General features: G+C 60.7%; 14 protein-coding genes. 8 read left to right on the top strand and 6 right to left on the bottom strand.

Annotated features, from left to right (window positions below):
- Window positions 1-22: 22 nt before the first annotated feature.
- Both CVU60_05480 and CVU60_05475 read left to right on the top strand, forming a co-directional pair.
- The gene (locus tag CVU60_05480; GenBank protein ID PKN42807.1) at window positions 23-937 is read left to right on the top strand and encodes a universal stress protein; all 915 of its coding nucleotides are present in this window, start codon (window positions 23-25) and stop codon (window positions 935-937) included.
- Window positions 938-1,030: 93 nt separating this feature from the next.
- Window positions 1,031-2,350 (top strand): oxidoreductase, encoded by a 1,320-nt coding sequence (locus tag CVU60_05475; GenBank protein ID PKN42806.1) that lies wholly within the window; start codon window positions 1,031-1,033, stop codon window positions 2,348-2,350.
- Window positions 2,351-2,507: 157 nt separating this feature from the next.
- Here CVU60_05475 and CVU60_05470 read toward each other — a convergent pair whose 3' ends face one another.
- Window positions 2,508-3,938 carry a sigma-54-dependent Fis family transcriptional regulator gene (locus tag CVU60_05470; GenBank protein PKN42805.1) on the bottom strand — a complete coding sequence of 477 codons (1,431 nt, stop codon included), beginning with the start codon at window positions 3,936-3,938 and terminating at the stop codon, window positions 2,508-2,510.
- Between the two features lie 266 nt (window positions 3,939-4,204).
- Between CVU60_05470 and CVU60_05465 the strand changes: the two genes are divergently transcribed.
- From CVU60_05465 to CVU60_05440, 6 genes are all read left to right on the top strand, one after another.
- A complete protein-coding gene (locus CVU60_05465) occupies window positions 4,205-4,546 on the top strand; it encodes a cytochrome C (protein ID PKN42804.1) in 342 nt (113 codons plus the stop codon).
- A 95-nt stretch (window positions 4,547-4,641) separates the two neighbouring features.
- Complete coding sequence (locus CVU60_05460; GenBank protein ID PKN42803.1) at window positions 4,642-6,831, top strand: nitrate reductase; 2,190 nt, start codon at window positions 4,642-4,644, stop codon at window positions 6,829-6,831.
- Entirely contained in the window at window positions 6,831-7,586 is a 756-nt protein-coding gene (locus tag CVU60_05455; protein PKN42802.1) for a 4Fe-4S ferredoxin, read from the top strand. Before CVU60_05460 ends, CVU60_05455 begins: the two co-directional genes overlap by 1 nt.
- Window positions 7,587-7,594: 8 nt before the next feature.
- Window positions 7,595-8,314, top strand: a complete 720-nt coding sequence (locus CVU60_05450; protein PKN42801.1) for a cytochrome B6 — start codon at window positions 7,595-7,597, stop codon at window positions 8,312-8,314.
- A gap of 81 nt (window positions 8,315-8,395) precedes the next feature.
- Entirely contained in the window at window positions 8,396-9,694 is a 1,299-nt protein-coding gene (locus tag CVU60_05445; GenBank protein PKN42800.1) for a hypothetical protein, read from the top strand.
- Between the two features lie 33 nt (window positions 9,695-9,727).
- Entirely contained in the window at window positions 9,728-10,171 is a 444-nt protein-coding gene (locus CVU60_05440; protein PKN42799.1) for a hypothetical protein, read from the top strand.
- Between the two features lie 139 nt (window positions 10,172-10,310).
- Here CVU60_05440 and CVU60_05435 read toward each other — a convergent pair whose 3' ends face one another.
- The 5 genes from CVU60_05435 to CVU60_05415 all read right to left on the bottom strand — a co-directional run bounded on the left by CVU60_05435 (window position 10,311) and on the right by CVU60_05415 (window position 15,417).
- The gene (locus tag CVU60_05435; GenBank protein PKN42798.1) at window positions 10,311-10,748 is read right to left on the bottom strand and encodes a hypothetical protein; all 438 of its coding nucleotides are present in this window, start codon (window positions 10,746-10,748) and stop codon (window positions 10,311-10,313) included.
- A 282-nt stretch (window positions 10,749-11,030) separates the two neighbouring features.
- Entirely contained in the window at window positions 11,031-11,906 is an 876-nt protein-coding gene (locus CVU60_05430; GenBank protein ID PKN42797.1) for an EamA family transporter, read from the bottom strand.
- A 250-nt stretch (window positions 11,907-12,156) separates the two neighbouring features.
- Window positions 12,157-12,528, bottom strand: a complete 372-nt coding sequence (locus CVU60_05425) for a DUF1318 domain-containing protein (GenBank protein ID PKN42796.1) — start codon at window positions 12,526-12,528, stop codon at window positions 12,157-12,159.
- Between the two features lie 11 nt (window positions 12,529-12,539).
- Window positions 12,540-12,740, bottom strand: a complete 201-nt coding sequence (locus CVU60_05420; GenBank protein ID PKN42795.1) for a hypothetical protein — start codon at window positions 12,738-12,740, stop codon at window positions 12,540-12,542.
- Between the two features lies 1 nt (window position 12,741).
- Window positions 12,742-15,417 carry a hypothetical protein gene (locus CVU60_05415; protein PKN42794.1) on the bottom strand — a complete coding sequence of 892 codons (2,676 nt, stop codon included), beginning with the start codon at window positions 15,415-15,417 and terminating at the stop codon, window positions 12,742-12,744.
- Window positions 15,418-15,634 lie beyond the last annotated feature (217 nt).

The raw sequence follows: 15,634 nt of genomic DNA, 5'->3' as shown, positions 1-15,634 counted from the left end.
TTACAAAACAAAGGGGGTAGTTATGTTCAAGGACATCATCGTAGGCGTGACGCCCAGCGGCGTGGATGCATGCGCAGTTGAATCCGCAGTGGGTTTTGCCAAGAAGTTCGAATCCAACCTCTATCTGGTCCACGTGGCCGGCATGGAGCAGGGCTGGGGTTCCATCGAGACCCTGGAGGCCTCTGGCGAGACGGATCGGCTGGAAGCCCGCATCCGTGAGATGTACGCCAACTTGCTGGCGGATCTGCCGAACGCCAAGGTGCAGGTCGTGGCCGGAATCCCGCATAATGAGCTCCTGCGCCTGGCGCGCAAGAAGGACACGGACCTGGTGGTCATGGGGCCGCATACCAGGGAATACGAGGAAAAGCGGGCCCAGATGTGGGGCATGGCCGGCAGCACCCTGGAGCGGGTCAGCCAGAAGGCGCGCTGCCCGGTCATGATCGTGCACCGCGCCGTGGAGTGCAAGGACCCGGCTTTTGCCAATATCCTGGTAGCCACGGATTTCTCCGATCAGTCCGAGTGCGCCGTCAGCTACGGCGGCCAGATGGTGCGGCAGTACAAGGCCAAGCTCACGCTCATGAATGTCAGCGAAACTTCCACGGATTCGCCGCAGGGCCGAGCCGATATCGAAGCCAGGCTTGAGGCCGAATACGGCGACCGCCTCCAGGGCATCGACAACTGCGTCTACGCGGGGTGCTTTGGCCGGCCTGCCATGGAAATCCTGAACATGGGCACGCAGATCGGCGCGGACCTGATCATCATGGCCCATCACTCCAAGGCCGACGATCCGGAAGAGGCTTTCCTCGGCTCTACGGTGGTTCAGGTCTCGGTCAATGCGCCCTGTCCGACCATGAGCGTCAACCGTCACTTCGATCTGCGCTGCGGGCTGATGTACGATCAGACCGGGCAGGTCGTTGAAGTCGCGGCCACGGTGTAGCTGTTCGCGGGCGCGGGGATGGCCGGATATGACCGGCTCTCGTCACGTCCGCCTTGGCCGCTTGGGAAACCATTCATTTCGGGGGATACCGGGATGCTGAACGGAAAGATAATCGAGCTTGGTCGCGGGAAAAGTTCCTTCATGGAAACAGTCCGGAAAATCCTGCCCGAAGGGGGAAACCTGAACATGTGTCTGACCTGCGGGGCATGTTCATCCGGATGCCCGGCTTCCGGCCTGGAAGGCATGGACCCGCGTAAATTCTTGCGCATGGCGGCGCTCGGCATGGATGAGGAGATTCTGTCCACGCCGTGGGTGTGGATGTGCACCATGTGCCAGCGCTGCATTTACGCCTGCCCCATGAAGATCGACATTCCCCGCCTGGTCTACGAGGCAAGGGCTGCTTGGCCCAGGGACTCCCGTCCCAAAGGCATCATGGGTTCCTGCGACATGGCGCTCAAAAACGGAAGCGGTAGCGCCATGGGCACCGTCCCGGATGATTTCGCCTTTGTGGTCGATGACATCCTGACGGAATGCCGGGAGGCGCAGCCCGAATTCGCGGACATGGAGGCCCCCATCGACAAGAAAGGCGCGGAATTCTTCCTCAATCAGAATTCCCGCGAGCCAGTGACGGAGCCCGACGAACTCCTGCCCCTGTGGAAGATCCTGCATCTGGTCGGTGCCGACTGGACCTACGGATCGAAGGGCTGGGCCGGTGAGAACTACTGCATGTTTCTGGCGGACAACCAGAGCTGGGAGCGCCTGACGCGGCAGTCGGCGGACAAGGCCGGCGAGCTTGGGTGCAAGGTCTTTCTCAACACGGAGTGAGGGCACGTCACATATTCAGTCCGGGCCGGACTGGAAAAATTTGGTATCGAGCATCGTTTCGAAGTCAAAAACATCTATGAATATTATGCGAAATGGATTCGCGAGGGAAAGCTCAAAGTCAACTCCGACTGGAACAGGGACCTGGGGATCACATTCACCGTCCAGGATCCGTGTCAGATCGTGAGAAAAAGTTACGGTGACGCCATCGCCGACGACCTGCGTTTTGTCGTGAAATCAATCGTCGGCGAGGCGAACTTCATCGACATGCAGCCGAACCGCTCCAACAATTACTGCTGCGGCGGAGGCGGAGGTTTCCTGCAGTCGGGCTTCAAGGATCAGCGTCTGGCCTACGGGCAGACCAAGGACGGGCAGATAAAGGCCACGAAAGCGGATTACTGCATCGCCGCCTGCCACAACTGCCATGCCCAGATTCATGAACTGAGCGAACATTACGAAGGGCATTACGGCGTGGTGCACCTGTGGACCCTGATCTGTCTTTCTCTTGGCATCCTTGGGCCGAACGAGCGGACGTATCTGGGTGGTGATCTGAAGGATATCAACGTTTTTCATCCTGAAATTGAAGTCTAGGACGAGATTTTTCTTGATGTAATTTCAGGTCTCTGGATGACGTATCAAGATAGAAAAAGGCCGAAACTTGGGGTTCAAGTTTCGGCCTTTGAGATTTTTGGGACCGGAATTGCCGGCAGAACCCTTCCTTGCCTTGGGCAGAATTTTGTCCATTCTTTCAGGACTGGATGACCGTGGGCATGCGGATGCCGAATTTGCGCATGCGGTTGAGCACCGTGACGCGGTTGATGCCAAGTATTCTGGCCGCCTCGGACTTGTTGCCGCCGGCCTGCTGCAGGGCCTGGATGAGTTGTTGCTTCTGCGGCTCCTGGCTGGAGCCGGTCGGTTTCGGCTCTTCCACTGCGGGAGTGGGAGCCGCGATGTTGTGCGGCAGGTGCTCGGGTTCGATGTGGCCGCGGTCCGCCAGCACAAAGGCGTACTCCAGGGCACTTTTGAGTTCGCGTATGTTGCCCGGCCAGGAATAATCCATGAAGAGGTGCAGGGTCTGGGGGCTTAAGCCTTTGATGTCCTTGTCGCTCTTCATGCGCAGTCGGTGGATGAAGTAATCGGCCAGAAGTGGGATGTCTTCCTTGCGTTCGCGCAGGGACGGCAGGTTCACGGGGATGACGTTGATGCGGTAAAAGAGGTCTTCGCGGAACTGGCCATGGGAGATAAGTTCCGGGAGAACCTTGTTGGTGGCGGTGATGATGCGCACGTCCACGGACAGCTGCCGGTTGTCTCCGACCCGCTCGAAGGTCTTGGTCTCCAGCACGCGCAGGAGCTTGACCTGGACCGGCATGGGCAGGTCGCCGATTTCGTCCAGAAAGATATCGCCTCCATGGGCGGCCTCGAAGCGGCCCTGCCGATGCCTGATTGCCCCGGTGAACGCTCCCTTGACGTGCCCGAAGAGTTCGCTCTCAAGGAGCGCCTCGTTCAGGGCGGCGCAGTTGAACTGCACATACGGCTGGTCGCTTCTGGGTCCCAGATCGTGAATGGCGCGGGCCACCAGCTCCTTGCCCGTGCCGGATTCGCCGCAGATGAACACAGGCGCGTCGCTCTGGGCGGCTTTTTCGATCAGGTGAAAAACCCTGCGCATCTGCGGGGAATGTCCGACCATGCCGTGAAACACGGTCTCTTCGTCAAGCATGCGCGAGAGCTGCAGCAGTTCGTTTTCCTTGCGGTCGAGCTCCGAGAGGTCGGTCATGGTTTCCACGGCACCGACCGCACTGCCGTCTTCGGCGCGCAGAATGGAGGCGGTTTTGAGAATGGGCACGTAGATTCCGTCCTTGCGCATGATGCTGCACTTGCGGCGCACAAAGATGCCCTGTTCGAAAAGCTTGCACCAGGCCTCGCGGGCTTCGGAGCGGACCCGGCGGCAGGCGTCGCACTTGAAGAGGGAGCAGTTGGCGCCGATGAGCTCTTCCCGGCTGTATCCGGTGATCTCCTCCAGGGCCCGGTTGACCATCCTGATGGAGCCGTCCGGGTCCACCAGCAGAAGTCCTTCCTGCATGATATCTACGATTTCGTGCCAGTGGGCCTCCAGCGGAGGCGTTGAGGGCAGGCCGGTTTGAGGCTTTTGGTTCGGATTGGTCTGGAAGAGGGGTTTCATGAGCCTCCTGGGGATGTGCAAGCGCGGATCGGATGCCGTATGCTGTGGCGAGTTAGATGTTTAAAACATTTATACAATTGATATGTGATTAATCACTTGTCAATACCAATTGCTGACGCCCTGTTTCTTTCTATTTGCTTTTTTCCAATGAATTCAGGGAAGAATTTGATTTCGGCGATTCCTGCTCTTTTGGTATGTCTTCTGCTTTGTACTGCTCGGGCACACAGGAGACAACCATCCCTGATAATAATCAAGAGGAGTACATCATGAAGAAGCAGACTTTCGTGGGCATCGCCGCCGCCCTGATTTTGGTATCCTATGTAGGTATTTCCGTAGCCAGCGAAGTGGGCAACGCGCGCAAGGGCCGTTTTTTGTTCCGCCAGAACTGCCGTCCGTGTCACATGGAAAATCCCGTAGGGGCCAAGCCCGCCCACTACCTCGGGCCCGATGCCAAGACCCAGGCCGAGTGGAAGGCCGTGTTCGAGAACTACGCCGACCTGCCCTGCAAGGACGAGTGGTCCAAGATTTCCGATGAGGATCGTCAGGACATCTTCAGCTATGTCCACGGCGGTGCCAAGGATTCCCCGACCCCGGCCAAGTGCGGCTGATCGCACGGCTTTAGATCCGGCTACGAAGCCTTAACATGTATGCAGGAGCAGGAATATTGAAACCCGCCACCGACAGCTCGAAAAGGGAACACGGGATGAAAATCCAAGCGAAAACACTCTCCAGACGCGGATTTCTGCAGGCGTCGGCGGCGGTCGCGGCCACCGCCGCCGGCGTCCCGGCGCTGAAGGGCCACCTGTCCACGGCCCATGCCGCCGGAGCGGCGCCCCAGGCCCCGGTCACTTCGCACTATACGGTCTGCGACATGTGCTTCAACCGCTGCGGCATGATCGCGCGGGTGCAGAATGGCCGGGTGGTCAAGCTTGACCCCAACCCCAAATTCCTCAAATCCAGGGGCATGATCTGCGCGCGTGGCAATGCGGCCGTGGATCATCTCTATGACCCCAACCGTCTGAAAACCCCGCTCCTGCGCAAGGGCGCCCGCGGGGAGGGCAAATGGCAGCAGCTGACCTGGGAACAGGCCCTCGACCATGCCGCGGAGCAGTTCACGCGCATAGCGGAGAAATACACCCGCTGCGGGGTCATGTTTTCTCCGGGCTCGGACATGCAGTCTCAGTTCCTGATCCGCTTCGCCGAAGTCTTCGGCTCTTACAACGTGACCTCGCACGAGACGCTGTGTCTGCTGAGCAAGAACCGGGCGTACCTCGACACCTTCGGGGAGACCCCGTTCGCCGACGTGCTCTATTCCAAGTATATCATCATCTCCGGAGCCAACCCCCTGGAGGCGATCATCACCCCGGACACCATCGACCTCATGGAAGCCCGCAAGAACGGCTGCAAGATCGTGGTTCTGGACCCGCGCTACACCAAGACCGCGGCCCTGGCCGACGAATGGTACGCCATCCGCCCCGGCACGGACATGGCCTTTTTTCTGGCCCTGACCAATGTAATCATCGAAGAGCGGCTCTACGACCCGGACTTTGCCGAGAAAATGCTCTTCGGGCTTGAAGAGTACGCGGCCCACGTGCGGCAGTACACACCGGAGTGGGCCGCCGAAGAATGCAAAATTCCGGCGGAAGACATCCGCCGCATCGCCCGCGAAATCGCGGCGGCGGCCCCGGCGGCCATGATCTATCCCGGCCGGCGCAGTTCGGACTACGAGGATTCCACGCAGATCCGCCGCTCCATGGCCATTGCCAACGCCCTGCTGTCCAACTGGGACCGGCCCGGCGGCATTCTTGCGTCGAGGGAAGTGGGCGTGCGCGCCCCGTACTTCGACGTGCCCTGGTACGACGACAACCCCGAGGACCGCATCGATCACGGCATGGCTCCGGGCCTCATCCACCACGAGGGATCCTTCAAGCTCATGCGCGACGCCATCATCAAGGAGGAGCCCTATCCCATCCGCGGATGGTTCACCTTCAAGACCAACTTCATGCAGACCGCGGCCAACCGCAACAAAACCCTGGAGATGCTGAGGCACCTGGATTTTGTGGTCAACGCGGACATCGTCATGAGCGACACGGCCTGGTACTCGGATCTGGTCCTGCCTTCGCCAAGCTTCCTCGAGCGCAACGACCCCGTCTCCGCCCTGCAGGGTTCCTCGGCCTGCGCCTGCGCCGTGTGGCGTGACGCCGTGGTCCCGGCCATGCACGAAAGCCGGGACATGCTCTGGATCTGCACGGAGCTGTCCAAACGTCTGGGATTTCCGGAGAGCTTCGACTTCACCCTGGACGAGTACCGCAAATCGCAGCTGGAGAGCATCCCTGAAGCCTTCGAAGCCATCAAGGCCGACGGCGTGTACTACAACCCGAGCAAGGTCTACGGCATCTACTTCGACTCGCCGCTAAAAACCCAGGCGAAGAAGATCGAACTCTTCAACCAACGCTACGCTCACGAAGGGCTCGACCCCATGCCCGTGTACAAGGCTCCGCGCCGTAAGGAGGGCACCTTCAGGCTGGTGGTGGGGCGCACGGCTTTTTTCACTCACAGCAACACCAACAACGCTCTGCTCATCGAATTCAAGGACGAAAACACCCTGTGGATGCATCCGCGATCAGCAGCCAGACAGGGTCTGAAGGACGGGGAGATGGTCGAAGTGGCAAGCGGGGCCGGAAAAGTTGCGCTTGCGCTCAGGCTCTTTGAGGGCATGGAGGAGGAGACCGTGTACATGGCCACGGGTTTTGGAGCCCTGTCTCCAAGGCTGCCCCTGGTGTACAACAGGGGGGCGAGCATCGCTGAGGTGCTCGAAGATCACTCGGACTTCATTTCCGGAAACATGGCCATGCATGAAACCCTGGTCACCGTGACGAGGAGGGTGGGCTGATGAAGAAATACGCCATGGTCATCGATTCCTCGGTGTGCATCGACTGCAAGGCCTGCATGGCCTCGTGCAAGGTGCAGAACAACGTGCCCCACGGATACTGGCGCAACTGGATCAAGCACACCATTCCCGACTTTTCCAAGGGTTCCCTGACCCGGACCCATTTCCAGCCGGGGGGGTGCATGCAGTGCGACAACCCGACCTGCGTGCAGGCCTGCCCCAGCGGCGCGACCTACAAGGACCCCCGGAACGGGATCGTGCAGGTCAACGAGGCCCTGTGCATCGGCTGCGGCAACTGCATCAAGGCCTGCCCCTATGGCGCCCGTTTTCGTCATCCGGACACGCGGGTGCCGGACAAGTGCGACTTCTGCTTCAGTTCCGGCAGGCTTGAGCGCGGCCTGCTTCCCGCCTGCGTGGATACCTGCCCGACCAAGGCCCGGGTCTTCGGGGACTTGAACGACCCGGACAGCGACGCTTCCCGCCTGCTGCGCGAGAAGCCTTCCGTGCGGGTGCTGGCCAGGGGGGGCATCGATACCAAACCCAACATGTACTACGTGGCAGCCACCGCTCCCACGGACTGGGCGGGCGAGGTGGAGTTCCCCGGTGCGTTCACGACCATGGCCACCCTGGTCAACCCGGTGGTCAAGGTGGCGGTGGGCCTCAGCGCCCTGGGTGTCGCGGTCATGTGGGCCAAGCAGATCTTTTCTCCAGACAGGGAGGAGAACGAACATGAATCGTCAGCCCCAGGGAAGGATTGAGGTGCCCCATGAGTGAAAAAATGATCCACAGACATACCCGGCTCTCCATCTTCATGCACTGGTTCAACGCTTTTAGCTGGTTCGCCCTTTTGCTGACGGGCCTTGGGCTGATCAAGAACGAAGAGCTGAACCCCGTGGGCGCGTGGCTTCCGGACCTGATGCGCGCCCTGTTCGGAGGCGGGGAAAACCTGCTCCTGATGCATCAGTACCTCGGCCTGATCTGGGCCGGGGCGTTTCTGGCCTACATCCTTCTCAGGCCTCGCGAAACCTGGGCCTTCCTCAAGGAGGTCTTCGCCGTGTCTCCGGCCAGCGACATCTGGCTGCTCAAGATGACCCTGAAGATGGCCCTGGGCCGCAAGGGGCTTGAGCGCTTCGGGCTGACCCCGGACCTGCCGCCCCAAGGCTTTTACAACTTCGGGCAGAAGCTCTTCGCTCAGGCCTCGGTGGTGGGCGGGGCGGTAATCGTGGCTACGGGCCTGGTCATGTTCTTTTCAACCATATCCATGGACAACCCCGCCCCGGCGGCCTGGTCCCGCGTGATCCACTACCTGACGGTGGGCCTGGTTTTCGCGGGTCTGCTGGTGCACATTTTCATGGCTGCCATCTCGCGGGAGGAGCGCCCGGCATTCATGTCCATGTTCACCGGCAATGTGTCCGAACACTACGCGCGGCATCATCACTCGCTGTGGTACGCGCAAGTGGCCGCAGAAAAGGAAAAAGACGGCTAGTCGCGGGTTATCACGAGGCGCGGCGGCTGTTCGACCGAAAATTCAACGTTTAATGCAACCAATCAGATGAGGAGCAAGGCAATGCGCAGACAATCATCCCTTCTTCATGTTCTTGTGGTGGCGCTCCTTCTGGGGCTGCTCGCCGGCTGTTCCGGCGCGCGCGGGCACAAGGGCGCGGCTGTCCAGTTCGATCCGGCCAAGGTGCCCACGCCCTACCACACCCTGGTGGATATCGAGTTCGTCAAACCCCTGGTCTTTGAGGCCATGATGAACCAGAACCCGTCGACGGGGGCCATGATCATCGACGCCAGACCCAAACAGCCCCGCTATGACAAGGGCCACATCCCGACGGCCGTGAGCCTGCCAGGCAGCCAGTTCGACAAGATGGCCGCCGAGGTCCTGCCCGCGGACAAGGACGCCCTGCTGGTCTTCTACTGCGGCGGGCTGGCCTGCCCCTTGAGCCACCAGTCGGCCTGGAAGGCCGAGGCCCTGGGCTACACCAACGTCAAGGTCTATGCCGCCGGCGATCCGGAGTGGGCATCCCTGGGGTACACGGTGTGGACGGCGCGCGATGTGCGTACGCCCCTTCCGGTGCTCAATCCGGCCAAGGTGACCAAGCCGTTTCATCGGTTGTTGACCCTCGACCAGCTCAAGCCATACGTGGCCAACGCCATGCTTTCGGCTACGCCCGTAGAGGATGTGATGATCATCGACGCCCGGCCCAAGCAGCCTCGCTATGACAAGGGGCACATCCCCACGGCCGTGAGCCTGCCAGACAGCCAGTTCGACAAGATGGCCGCCGAGGTCCTGCCTGCCGACAAGAGCGCAAAGCTGATCTTCTATTGCGGCGGAGTGGAATGCCCTTTGAGCCATCAGTCGGCCTGGAAGGCGGAGGCCCTGGGCTACACCAACGTGGCCGTGTATCCGGCGGGCGATCCTGAATGGGTCGCCAAGGGCCTCAAGGTCTGGACCGCTGAGGGGGCTTCCCAGGAGGCCGCGTCCGCCCCGGCCCCGGCCAAGGCCGCTGCTCCGGCCGGAGCATTGAAGGCCGGTGCGGGCGAAGGGACCATTGACAACGGTGTATTCACCGACCTGGCCAGAAACAACGTGGACAGCATCCGGCTCATCGACGTGCGCGCCCCTGCGGAGTTCGCCATCGCGCACATCCCCGGCGCCGAAAACATGACCGTGGACATGCTCGAGAAGAAGATAGACGGGTTCACGGCGGAAAAGCCCATCGTCTTCATCTGTACCACCGGCGCGCGCAGCGGAGAGGCGTTCTACATGTTCCAGGCCATGCGCCCCGACCTGAAGGACGTCTACTACGTTGACGCCAACGTCAGTTACGCCCCAGACGGGTCTTTCGAGATCAAGAAGTAGCAGGGCGGGGTCTCTATTCGCAATGCGTCAACCGTGGCCGCCTTCGTCATGCACTGGCGAAGGCGGCCTTTAAAGTCTGCAAGAAGGGGGGATGCCGTGAGGATCATGCGTCTGCTGCGACGAACTCTGTGCCTGTCCGTGCTGACGGCGCTGTGCTGCGTCTCGACAGGGCTGGCCGATCAGGAAGCCGGCTCCCCGCTTTATGAGCAGGCCGCGCGTGCGGCCGAACGCGACGGCTACAGGCTGCTCACCACCGCCGGGTTGCGCGAGATGCTGCTCGTCGAACCAGGTGTGCTGCTGGTCGACGTGCGCTTTGCCTACGAGTACGCGGCCGGGCATATGTCCGGCGCGGTCAGTCTGCCCGTTGACCTTGCAGATTGGGGCGACCTGCCTTCTGCCCGGCGGCAGGCCTTTGTGGATGTTCTGGGCGCGGACAAGGACAGGATCATCGTGGTCTATTGCCGGGGATTCCGCTGACTACTCAGCGAGATTGCCGCTGCCTGGGCCGTGCGTCTGGGATACACAAATGTTTTTCGCTATCCGGCCGGGTATCAGGCCTGGCAGGGACAGACTCCCTGAAAAGGGTCAATATGGGCGCAATCTTTTATGCGGTTTGTCAGGAACCGGCGGACATTGTCTTTTCGATAGCCTGAATCAGGGCGTCCCTGCTTACCGGCTTGGCCAGATAGTCGGTCATGCCGGCCTGAAGAAAGGTCTCCCTGTCTCCGGCCATGGCATAGGCAGTCATGGCGATGATGGGGATTGCGGCCTTGTCGCCGAGTTCCCTTGACTTGCGGATGATTCTGGTCGCCTCGACGCCGTCCAGGACAGGCATCTGGATGTCCATGAAGATCAGGTCGAAATCCTGCCGGGCCGGTGCGTCCAGGGCTTCCTGACCATTCATGACCGCAGTCACCGTGTGCCCGAGTTTTTGCAGCATCTTGAGGCTGGTCAGCAGATTGCCCTCGTCATCCTCGGCCAGATTGCCTCCGAGTAGCAGGGGCTGACCTGCCCGACAGGGATCTGCGGTACACTCCGACCGGGGAGTGATCAAAGCGGTCGCGGTATCACGCTTCGCTCGTCTCCAAGGCGGCCATGGCTTGGGCGAGCCTTTTTTCCAGGTCGTCGTTGGTGGCTTGCGTCATGCGGTTGTTGCTTCGTGCATAGGGTCGGGTCAGACAAGGGCAAGTCTGTTTCGTGCCGCCAACATGGTTTAAGCATGCCTGCACGGGACCATGCGTCATGCATGGCCGCTTTTGCGTCTCAAAACAGTAGCGGGCTTTAATTCAAGGCTGTCGCCCCGGCAGGATTGCCGACCAGCGCGGTTCGATGGAGATCAGGGTCTGGCTTGGGACCAGATCATGCCGCCGAGCATCAGCGCGCAGCCGATAAGGGCCTGGGTGGTGAGGATTTCGCCCAGCAGCATCCAGCCGGCCACGGCCGCAAAGACCGCTTCGAGGCTCAGGATGATGGCTGCCGGAGCCGGGCGGGCGTCGCGCTGGGCCACAACCTGCAGGGTGTAGGCCACGCCGACACTCATGAGCCCGCCGTAAAGAATGGGGATGATGCCGGCCCACAGGCCGACCAGAGTGATTTCTTCAAAGGCCGCGGCTCCGGCCAGGCTGATCAGGCTGCAGAAAGCGAACTGGATTGCAGCCAGCTTGATGGCGTCCACGGCTGCAAGCCCGCCGGTCAGGTTGCCGATGAGGAGTACATGCACGCCCCAGAAAAATGCCGACATGAGGACCAGCGCGTCTCCCTTGTCCATGGTCATGCTCTCGGTCACGCTCAGCATGTACATGCCGGCGATGGCAAGGCCCGCTCCGGCCCAGGTCCCAATGCCATAGCGGTGACCGAGGAAGATGCCGATCAGCGGCACAAAAACCACGTACAACCCGGTGATGAAGCCGGCCTTGCCCGCCGTTGTGTAACACAGACCGAACTGTTGCAGCCACGCACCCAGAAACAGGGCTCCTCCCATGAGCACGCCGCCCCTGATCAGGACGGACATCGGCGGGGCGACGGTGGTGCGCCTTCTGTCCATGTTCGCGATGAGGGGCAAGAGGGCCAGGGCCCCCAGTGCGAAGCGGACGCCGTTGAAGGTCAGAGGACCCATGTGGTCCATGCCCATGCGTTGCGCCACAAAGGCCGCGCCCCAGATAAGGGCGGTCAGCAGGAGGAAGAGATTGGCGCGTATGGCTCTGGAGTTCATGGGATTCCTTGTACGGCAGGCTGTGGTGTCTCTCGGGCTGGATGGAGGCTGTACCGGGCCCGGGGAGGCTCCGTCAAGGCACGTGTGGCGGGGTGGGTGGGATGGTGTGGATTCTACATGGAGTGACATGGACCTTGTAAGCACTAACACGGACTAACACAGGCGCGACCATCATTTCTTGCCCGTGTCAGCCCGTGCTCGTCCGTGTCAGTCCACGTCAGTCCATCTTCAGCGCACTCTTATCGCCTGATCATTTCTTTTTCCACGCTCCATCGGGGCTCTGGATCCATGTCCCCGGGGCTTCCTTTTCCGCAATCTGCGCGGCGCGGGTCTTTCCCACCAGGGCGGGAGAGGCGTTCTGGCGGGCGGCGATGGCCTTGTAGACTTCCTGGCGATCGGCGTTTTCGGCGTTGATCACATCGGCCTTGGGTTTCTTTCCGGAGCGGAATTCCAGAAATCCCTGGTTGTTTTCACCCACGAGGCCCTGGGCTTTGAGTTCGTTGATGACCGGCAGACGGGAAAGCATCCTTTCCTTGATACCCTGGGCGAAGCCGGCCTGCACGCAAAACGTGACGCAAAGAAGGGCCAGAAGGATCGGTATGAGGTGTTTCATTTTAAGCATATGGGGCTCCGTCAGTTGCTTGGGTTCAGTTTCTGGTCGGCCTTGTCGATGTCGGAGAAGAAATCTTCGAGATCTTTTTGGACCCGCACGTTGACATCAATGGTGATGTGGATGGGTTTGACCTCCACCGGTGCCATCTGTACCTCGTGGCGGGTGCTGCAGGCGCTTTGCAGGAGCAGCATCGCACCCAGGGCCATCAGGGGAATTCGCACGTTAACCTCCGTTTTTCATCAGTTCCAAGAGCTGTCTGTATTGCAAAAGTTGATCCAGGGGCAGACGGAAATTCACGTCCAAGCGGATACCCTGGAAGACTGAACCCGGTGAAGAGGCATCGACACGGGCAAAGCCGCCGATGTCGCGGTTGTAGCTGAACGGCATGGGCTTTTCGGGTTTGCCGTCAAGTTCGAGGGAGACGACAAGCTCCCTTTCCTCGGTGTTGATGCGGATTCTGGCCCAGTCGTAGGTGAAGTCTTTCAAGGCCTCCGCAGCCAGGTCCAGCTGCCCGTATTGGGGCGTCCCCGGGGGAACCCCGGCCGTCAGGATCTCTGCACCCTGGACGCGCAGTACCCCTTTTTCCCCCGGAGTGGAATACAAAAAGCCGTTGTCGAAGGTCAGGTTCCCATCCGCCCAGCGCACCGGGATGCGGCCGTTGGCGGTGCCCCCGCCCTGGGCCTGGGTCATGCCGAACTGTTCCAGGGCCTGTGCCATTTCGACCCGGTCGCAATAGAGCTCGACGGTGTAGTCCTCAACGTTCGGGTTGATCCGGAAAGCCTGGCTGCCGATGCGTCCGCCGGCCCATTGAAAGCGGCAACCCTCGACCAGGATGCTGTGCAGGGCTTCGACCTGAAAATGGATGTCGCCTTTTTCAAGGATGATGGTGCCCAGCTGCATGCGCTCGAAATTCATGCGTCCATCCGGGTCTGAGCGCATGCTCAGCAGGTTGGAAAAGGCCAGTTCGACAGCTCCCCCGGTCAGGGTGATTTCACTCCCGGTGTGCGCCAGGGACAGCTCAGTGAGTTTCAAGTCGGTGGGGAGCGTAGGCACTCCTTTGCTCATGTCCAGACGCGCGGTCGCATTCAGGCGCGCGCTGCCGGACAGGTCCCCTAGCGCCGGGACGAGGCTCGTCAGATTGCCGGGCAGGGTGAGAGTCTGGGCGGTCTTGATTTCGATCCAGGAACTGGAAATGTTTTTTGCGTCGATGCGACCTTTCAAGGCTGCCCGAACCGCCAACGGCAGCGCAGAGAGAGTTCCGTCAAGGCTTGCGCCGTGCAAATCTTGCGCGATCTTCGATGAAATTTTTGCCAGCCCTTTCCCTTTCCATTTCAGGTCAAGGTTCACGCTGCCGGTCGCTGCCGCCGGTTCGGGCCAGGCCAGGGGCAGGCGCAGACTCATCAGTGCGACGGTATCCCCGCTGCTGGCGCGTGCGCCCAGGTTGATGACGCCGCCGAGGGAAAGACGCTCGGCCAAGGCAAAGGCGCATTGCCCGTCCATCCGGGTCGTGGTCAGGGCCATGCCGGGTTGTCTGGCTTCCAGGCGCGCCCCGGAGAGAATTATTGTTCCGTTTACGTCCGTCGCTGCTGTCGCGTTCACGGTCATTTTCAGGTCCGAGAGGGTCGCGACGGCGGCTTCACGGGCCAGACGCAATCTGCCAAGCGCCAGGGCCCCGTCCACGACGGTACCGGCCGCACCCGTGGAGGCTTCAAGGCTCAGGGTGGTCGTGCCCAGGTCCAGAATCAGCTCCGGGACCTGATTCAGCCGGACTGCAAGGGCTCCGAGCTCTGCTCCGGTACGCATGTTCCAACCCCGGTCCGTGGCCATAATCTCGAAGCTCCCGGCCAGGCGCGGCGGAGAGGTAAAAGCGATGCCCGGCAAGGCTGGCGTGGTAAGGTTCCAGGAACAGCCAAAAGACAGGTCCTCAAGGCTTGCCGTAATGTCCTCAACGACCAGCGTCAGTGGCAGGGGAGCGCCCACGGTCAGGGGCGAGAGAGAAATCCGCGGCGTATTCTGCCAGGCTAGGCTGAGCGTGGCGTTGCCATCCTGGGCCAGGGCCGTGCCGCCCAGTACGGACTGGAAGGCGTCTAGACCAAATTCCGCTTCAATGACGGGTTTTTGGTCCGGGGGCACAGATGCTTCAATCACGGCCCGCAGGGTCCCGGCGAGAGGGGGGGGGGCAAGACCCGGGACCATTGCTGCCAGGGCCGCGATGGAGGTCGGAGGCAGGACGCAGGTCAGCTGAAAATCGTTTTGCCGCAGGTTTCCTTTAAGCGTCAGGCTCACGTCCTGTCCGGCCAGCGAGGCCTCGGCGTTCAGGACTAGGGCGGCATTTTCATCGAGGCCGCCGCTCACATTGAATGGGAAAGAGTGGTCAAGGCCCTGCCCTTTGAGGCTGATGCGGCCTTCAACGAACATCTCTTCCACCCAGGGTACGAACATGGGCCCTGGGTCCGCGTTCGATGATTTCTCAAGCCGCGGAAGGCCGGGAACGTCCCATGCTTCGCCATTTTTTCGAACCTGGATTTGAAGGTCCAGAATCCTGATCCTGTCGATCCGGCCCCGCAGCAGACCGGTCAGGCTCCAGTCCACAAGCACGGCTCCGGCAGCAGGACCGGCATCGCTGGACAGGGATATTTCGCCCAGGTCAAGGCCAGTGAAGTCTGCCCTGCGGATGTCCATGCCCAGTTCGGGCGCGTGCAGGGTCTTGGCCAGTGCTGGCACGAGAAGTTCCTGGGCGATGCGGGGCAGGAAAATCCACAGCGTTGCGAGGACAAGGCAGAACAGCGAGATGACAAAAAGCAACCCGCGCAGAAAACAGGGCGGAGCCGGTCTGGCGGGCTGGATTATGGCTTGCGGGTTCGTTTTGTCCGGCACGGGGCCGTTTGCATTGGACATGCTCCTTTGTCTAGCAAAGGTCCGGGCAAAGGCAAAGAGCGCGTTTGATGTCTTTGGAGGAGGTTTTGGCGAGAAGCAAAAAAACGCCCCGCTTCATGGGAAGCGGGGCGAGTCATTTCAAAACACTTTTAACTTGATCGTTTCTTCGTACTGTTGATTTTTAAGATTCTTGAACCCTTAAAAACTTCACTTCGTAGCGTTTGGTGACGGTCTCTCC

It is taken from the genome of Deltaproteobacteria bacterium HGW-Deltaproteobacteria-18, from assembly GCA_002841885.1.
Classification (GTDB): Bacteria; Desulfobacterota; Desulfovibrionia; order Desulfovibrionales; family Desulfomicrobiaceae; genus Desulfomicrobium.
The sequence above is the reverse complement of the archived record's forward strand: the minus strand, read 5'-3'. Positions and strand labels throughout refer to the sequence as shown.

Excerpts from the sequence above, each read along its gene's own strand:
- CVU60_05480 (PKN42807.1), top strand. The coding sequence starts at position 23 with ATGTTCAAGGACATCATCGTAGGCGTGACGCCCAGCGGCGTGGATGCA.
- CVU60_05470 (PKN42805.1), bottom strand. The coding sequence starts at position 3,938 with ATGAAACCCCTCTTCCAGACCAATCCGAACCAAAAGCCTCAAACCGGC.
- CVU60_05465 (PKN42804.1), top strand. The coding sequence starts at position 4,205 with ATGAAGAAGCAGACTTTCGTGGGCATCGCCGCCGCCCTGATTTTGGTA.
- CVU60_05460 (PKN42803.1), top strand. The coding sequence starts at position 4,642 with ATGAAAATCCAAGCGAAAACACTCTCCAGACGCGGATTTCTGCAGGCG.
- CVU60_05455 (PKN42802.1), top strand. The coding sequence starts at position 6,831 with ATGAAGAAATACGCCATGGTCATCGATTCCTCGGTGTGCATCGACTGC.
- CVU60_05450 (PKN42801.1), top strand. The coding sequence starts at position 7,595 with ATGAGTGAAAAAATGATCCACAGACATACCCGGCTCTCCATCTTCATG.
- CVU60_05445 (PKN42800.1), top strand. The coding sequence starts at position 8,396 with ATGCGCAGACAATCATCCCTTCTTCATGTTCTTGTGGTGGCGCTCCTT.
- CVU60_05430 (PKN42797.1), bottom strand. The coding sequence starts at position 11,906 with ATGAACTCCAGAGCCATACGCGCCAATCTCTTCCTCCTGCTGACCGCC.
- CVU60_05425 (PKN42796.1), bottom strand. The coding sequence starts at position 12,528 with ATGCTTAAAATGAAACACCTCATACCGATCCTTCTGGCCCTTCTTTGC.
- CVU60_05415 (PKN42794.1), bottom strand. The coding sequence starts at position 15,417 with ATGTCCAATGCAAACGGCCCCGTGCCGGACAAAACGAACCCGCAAGCC.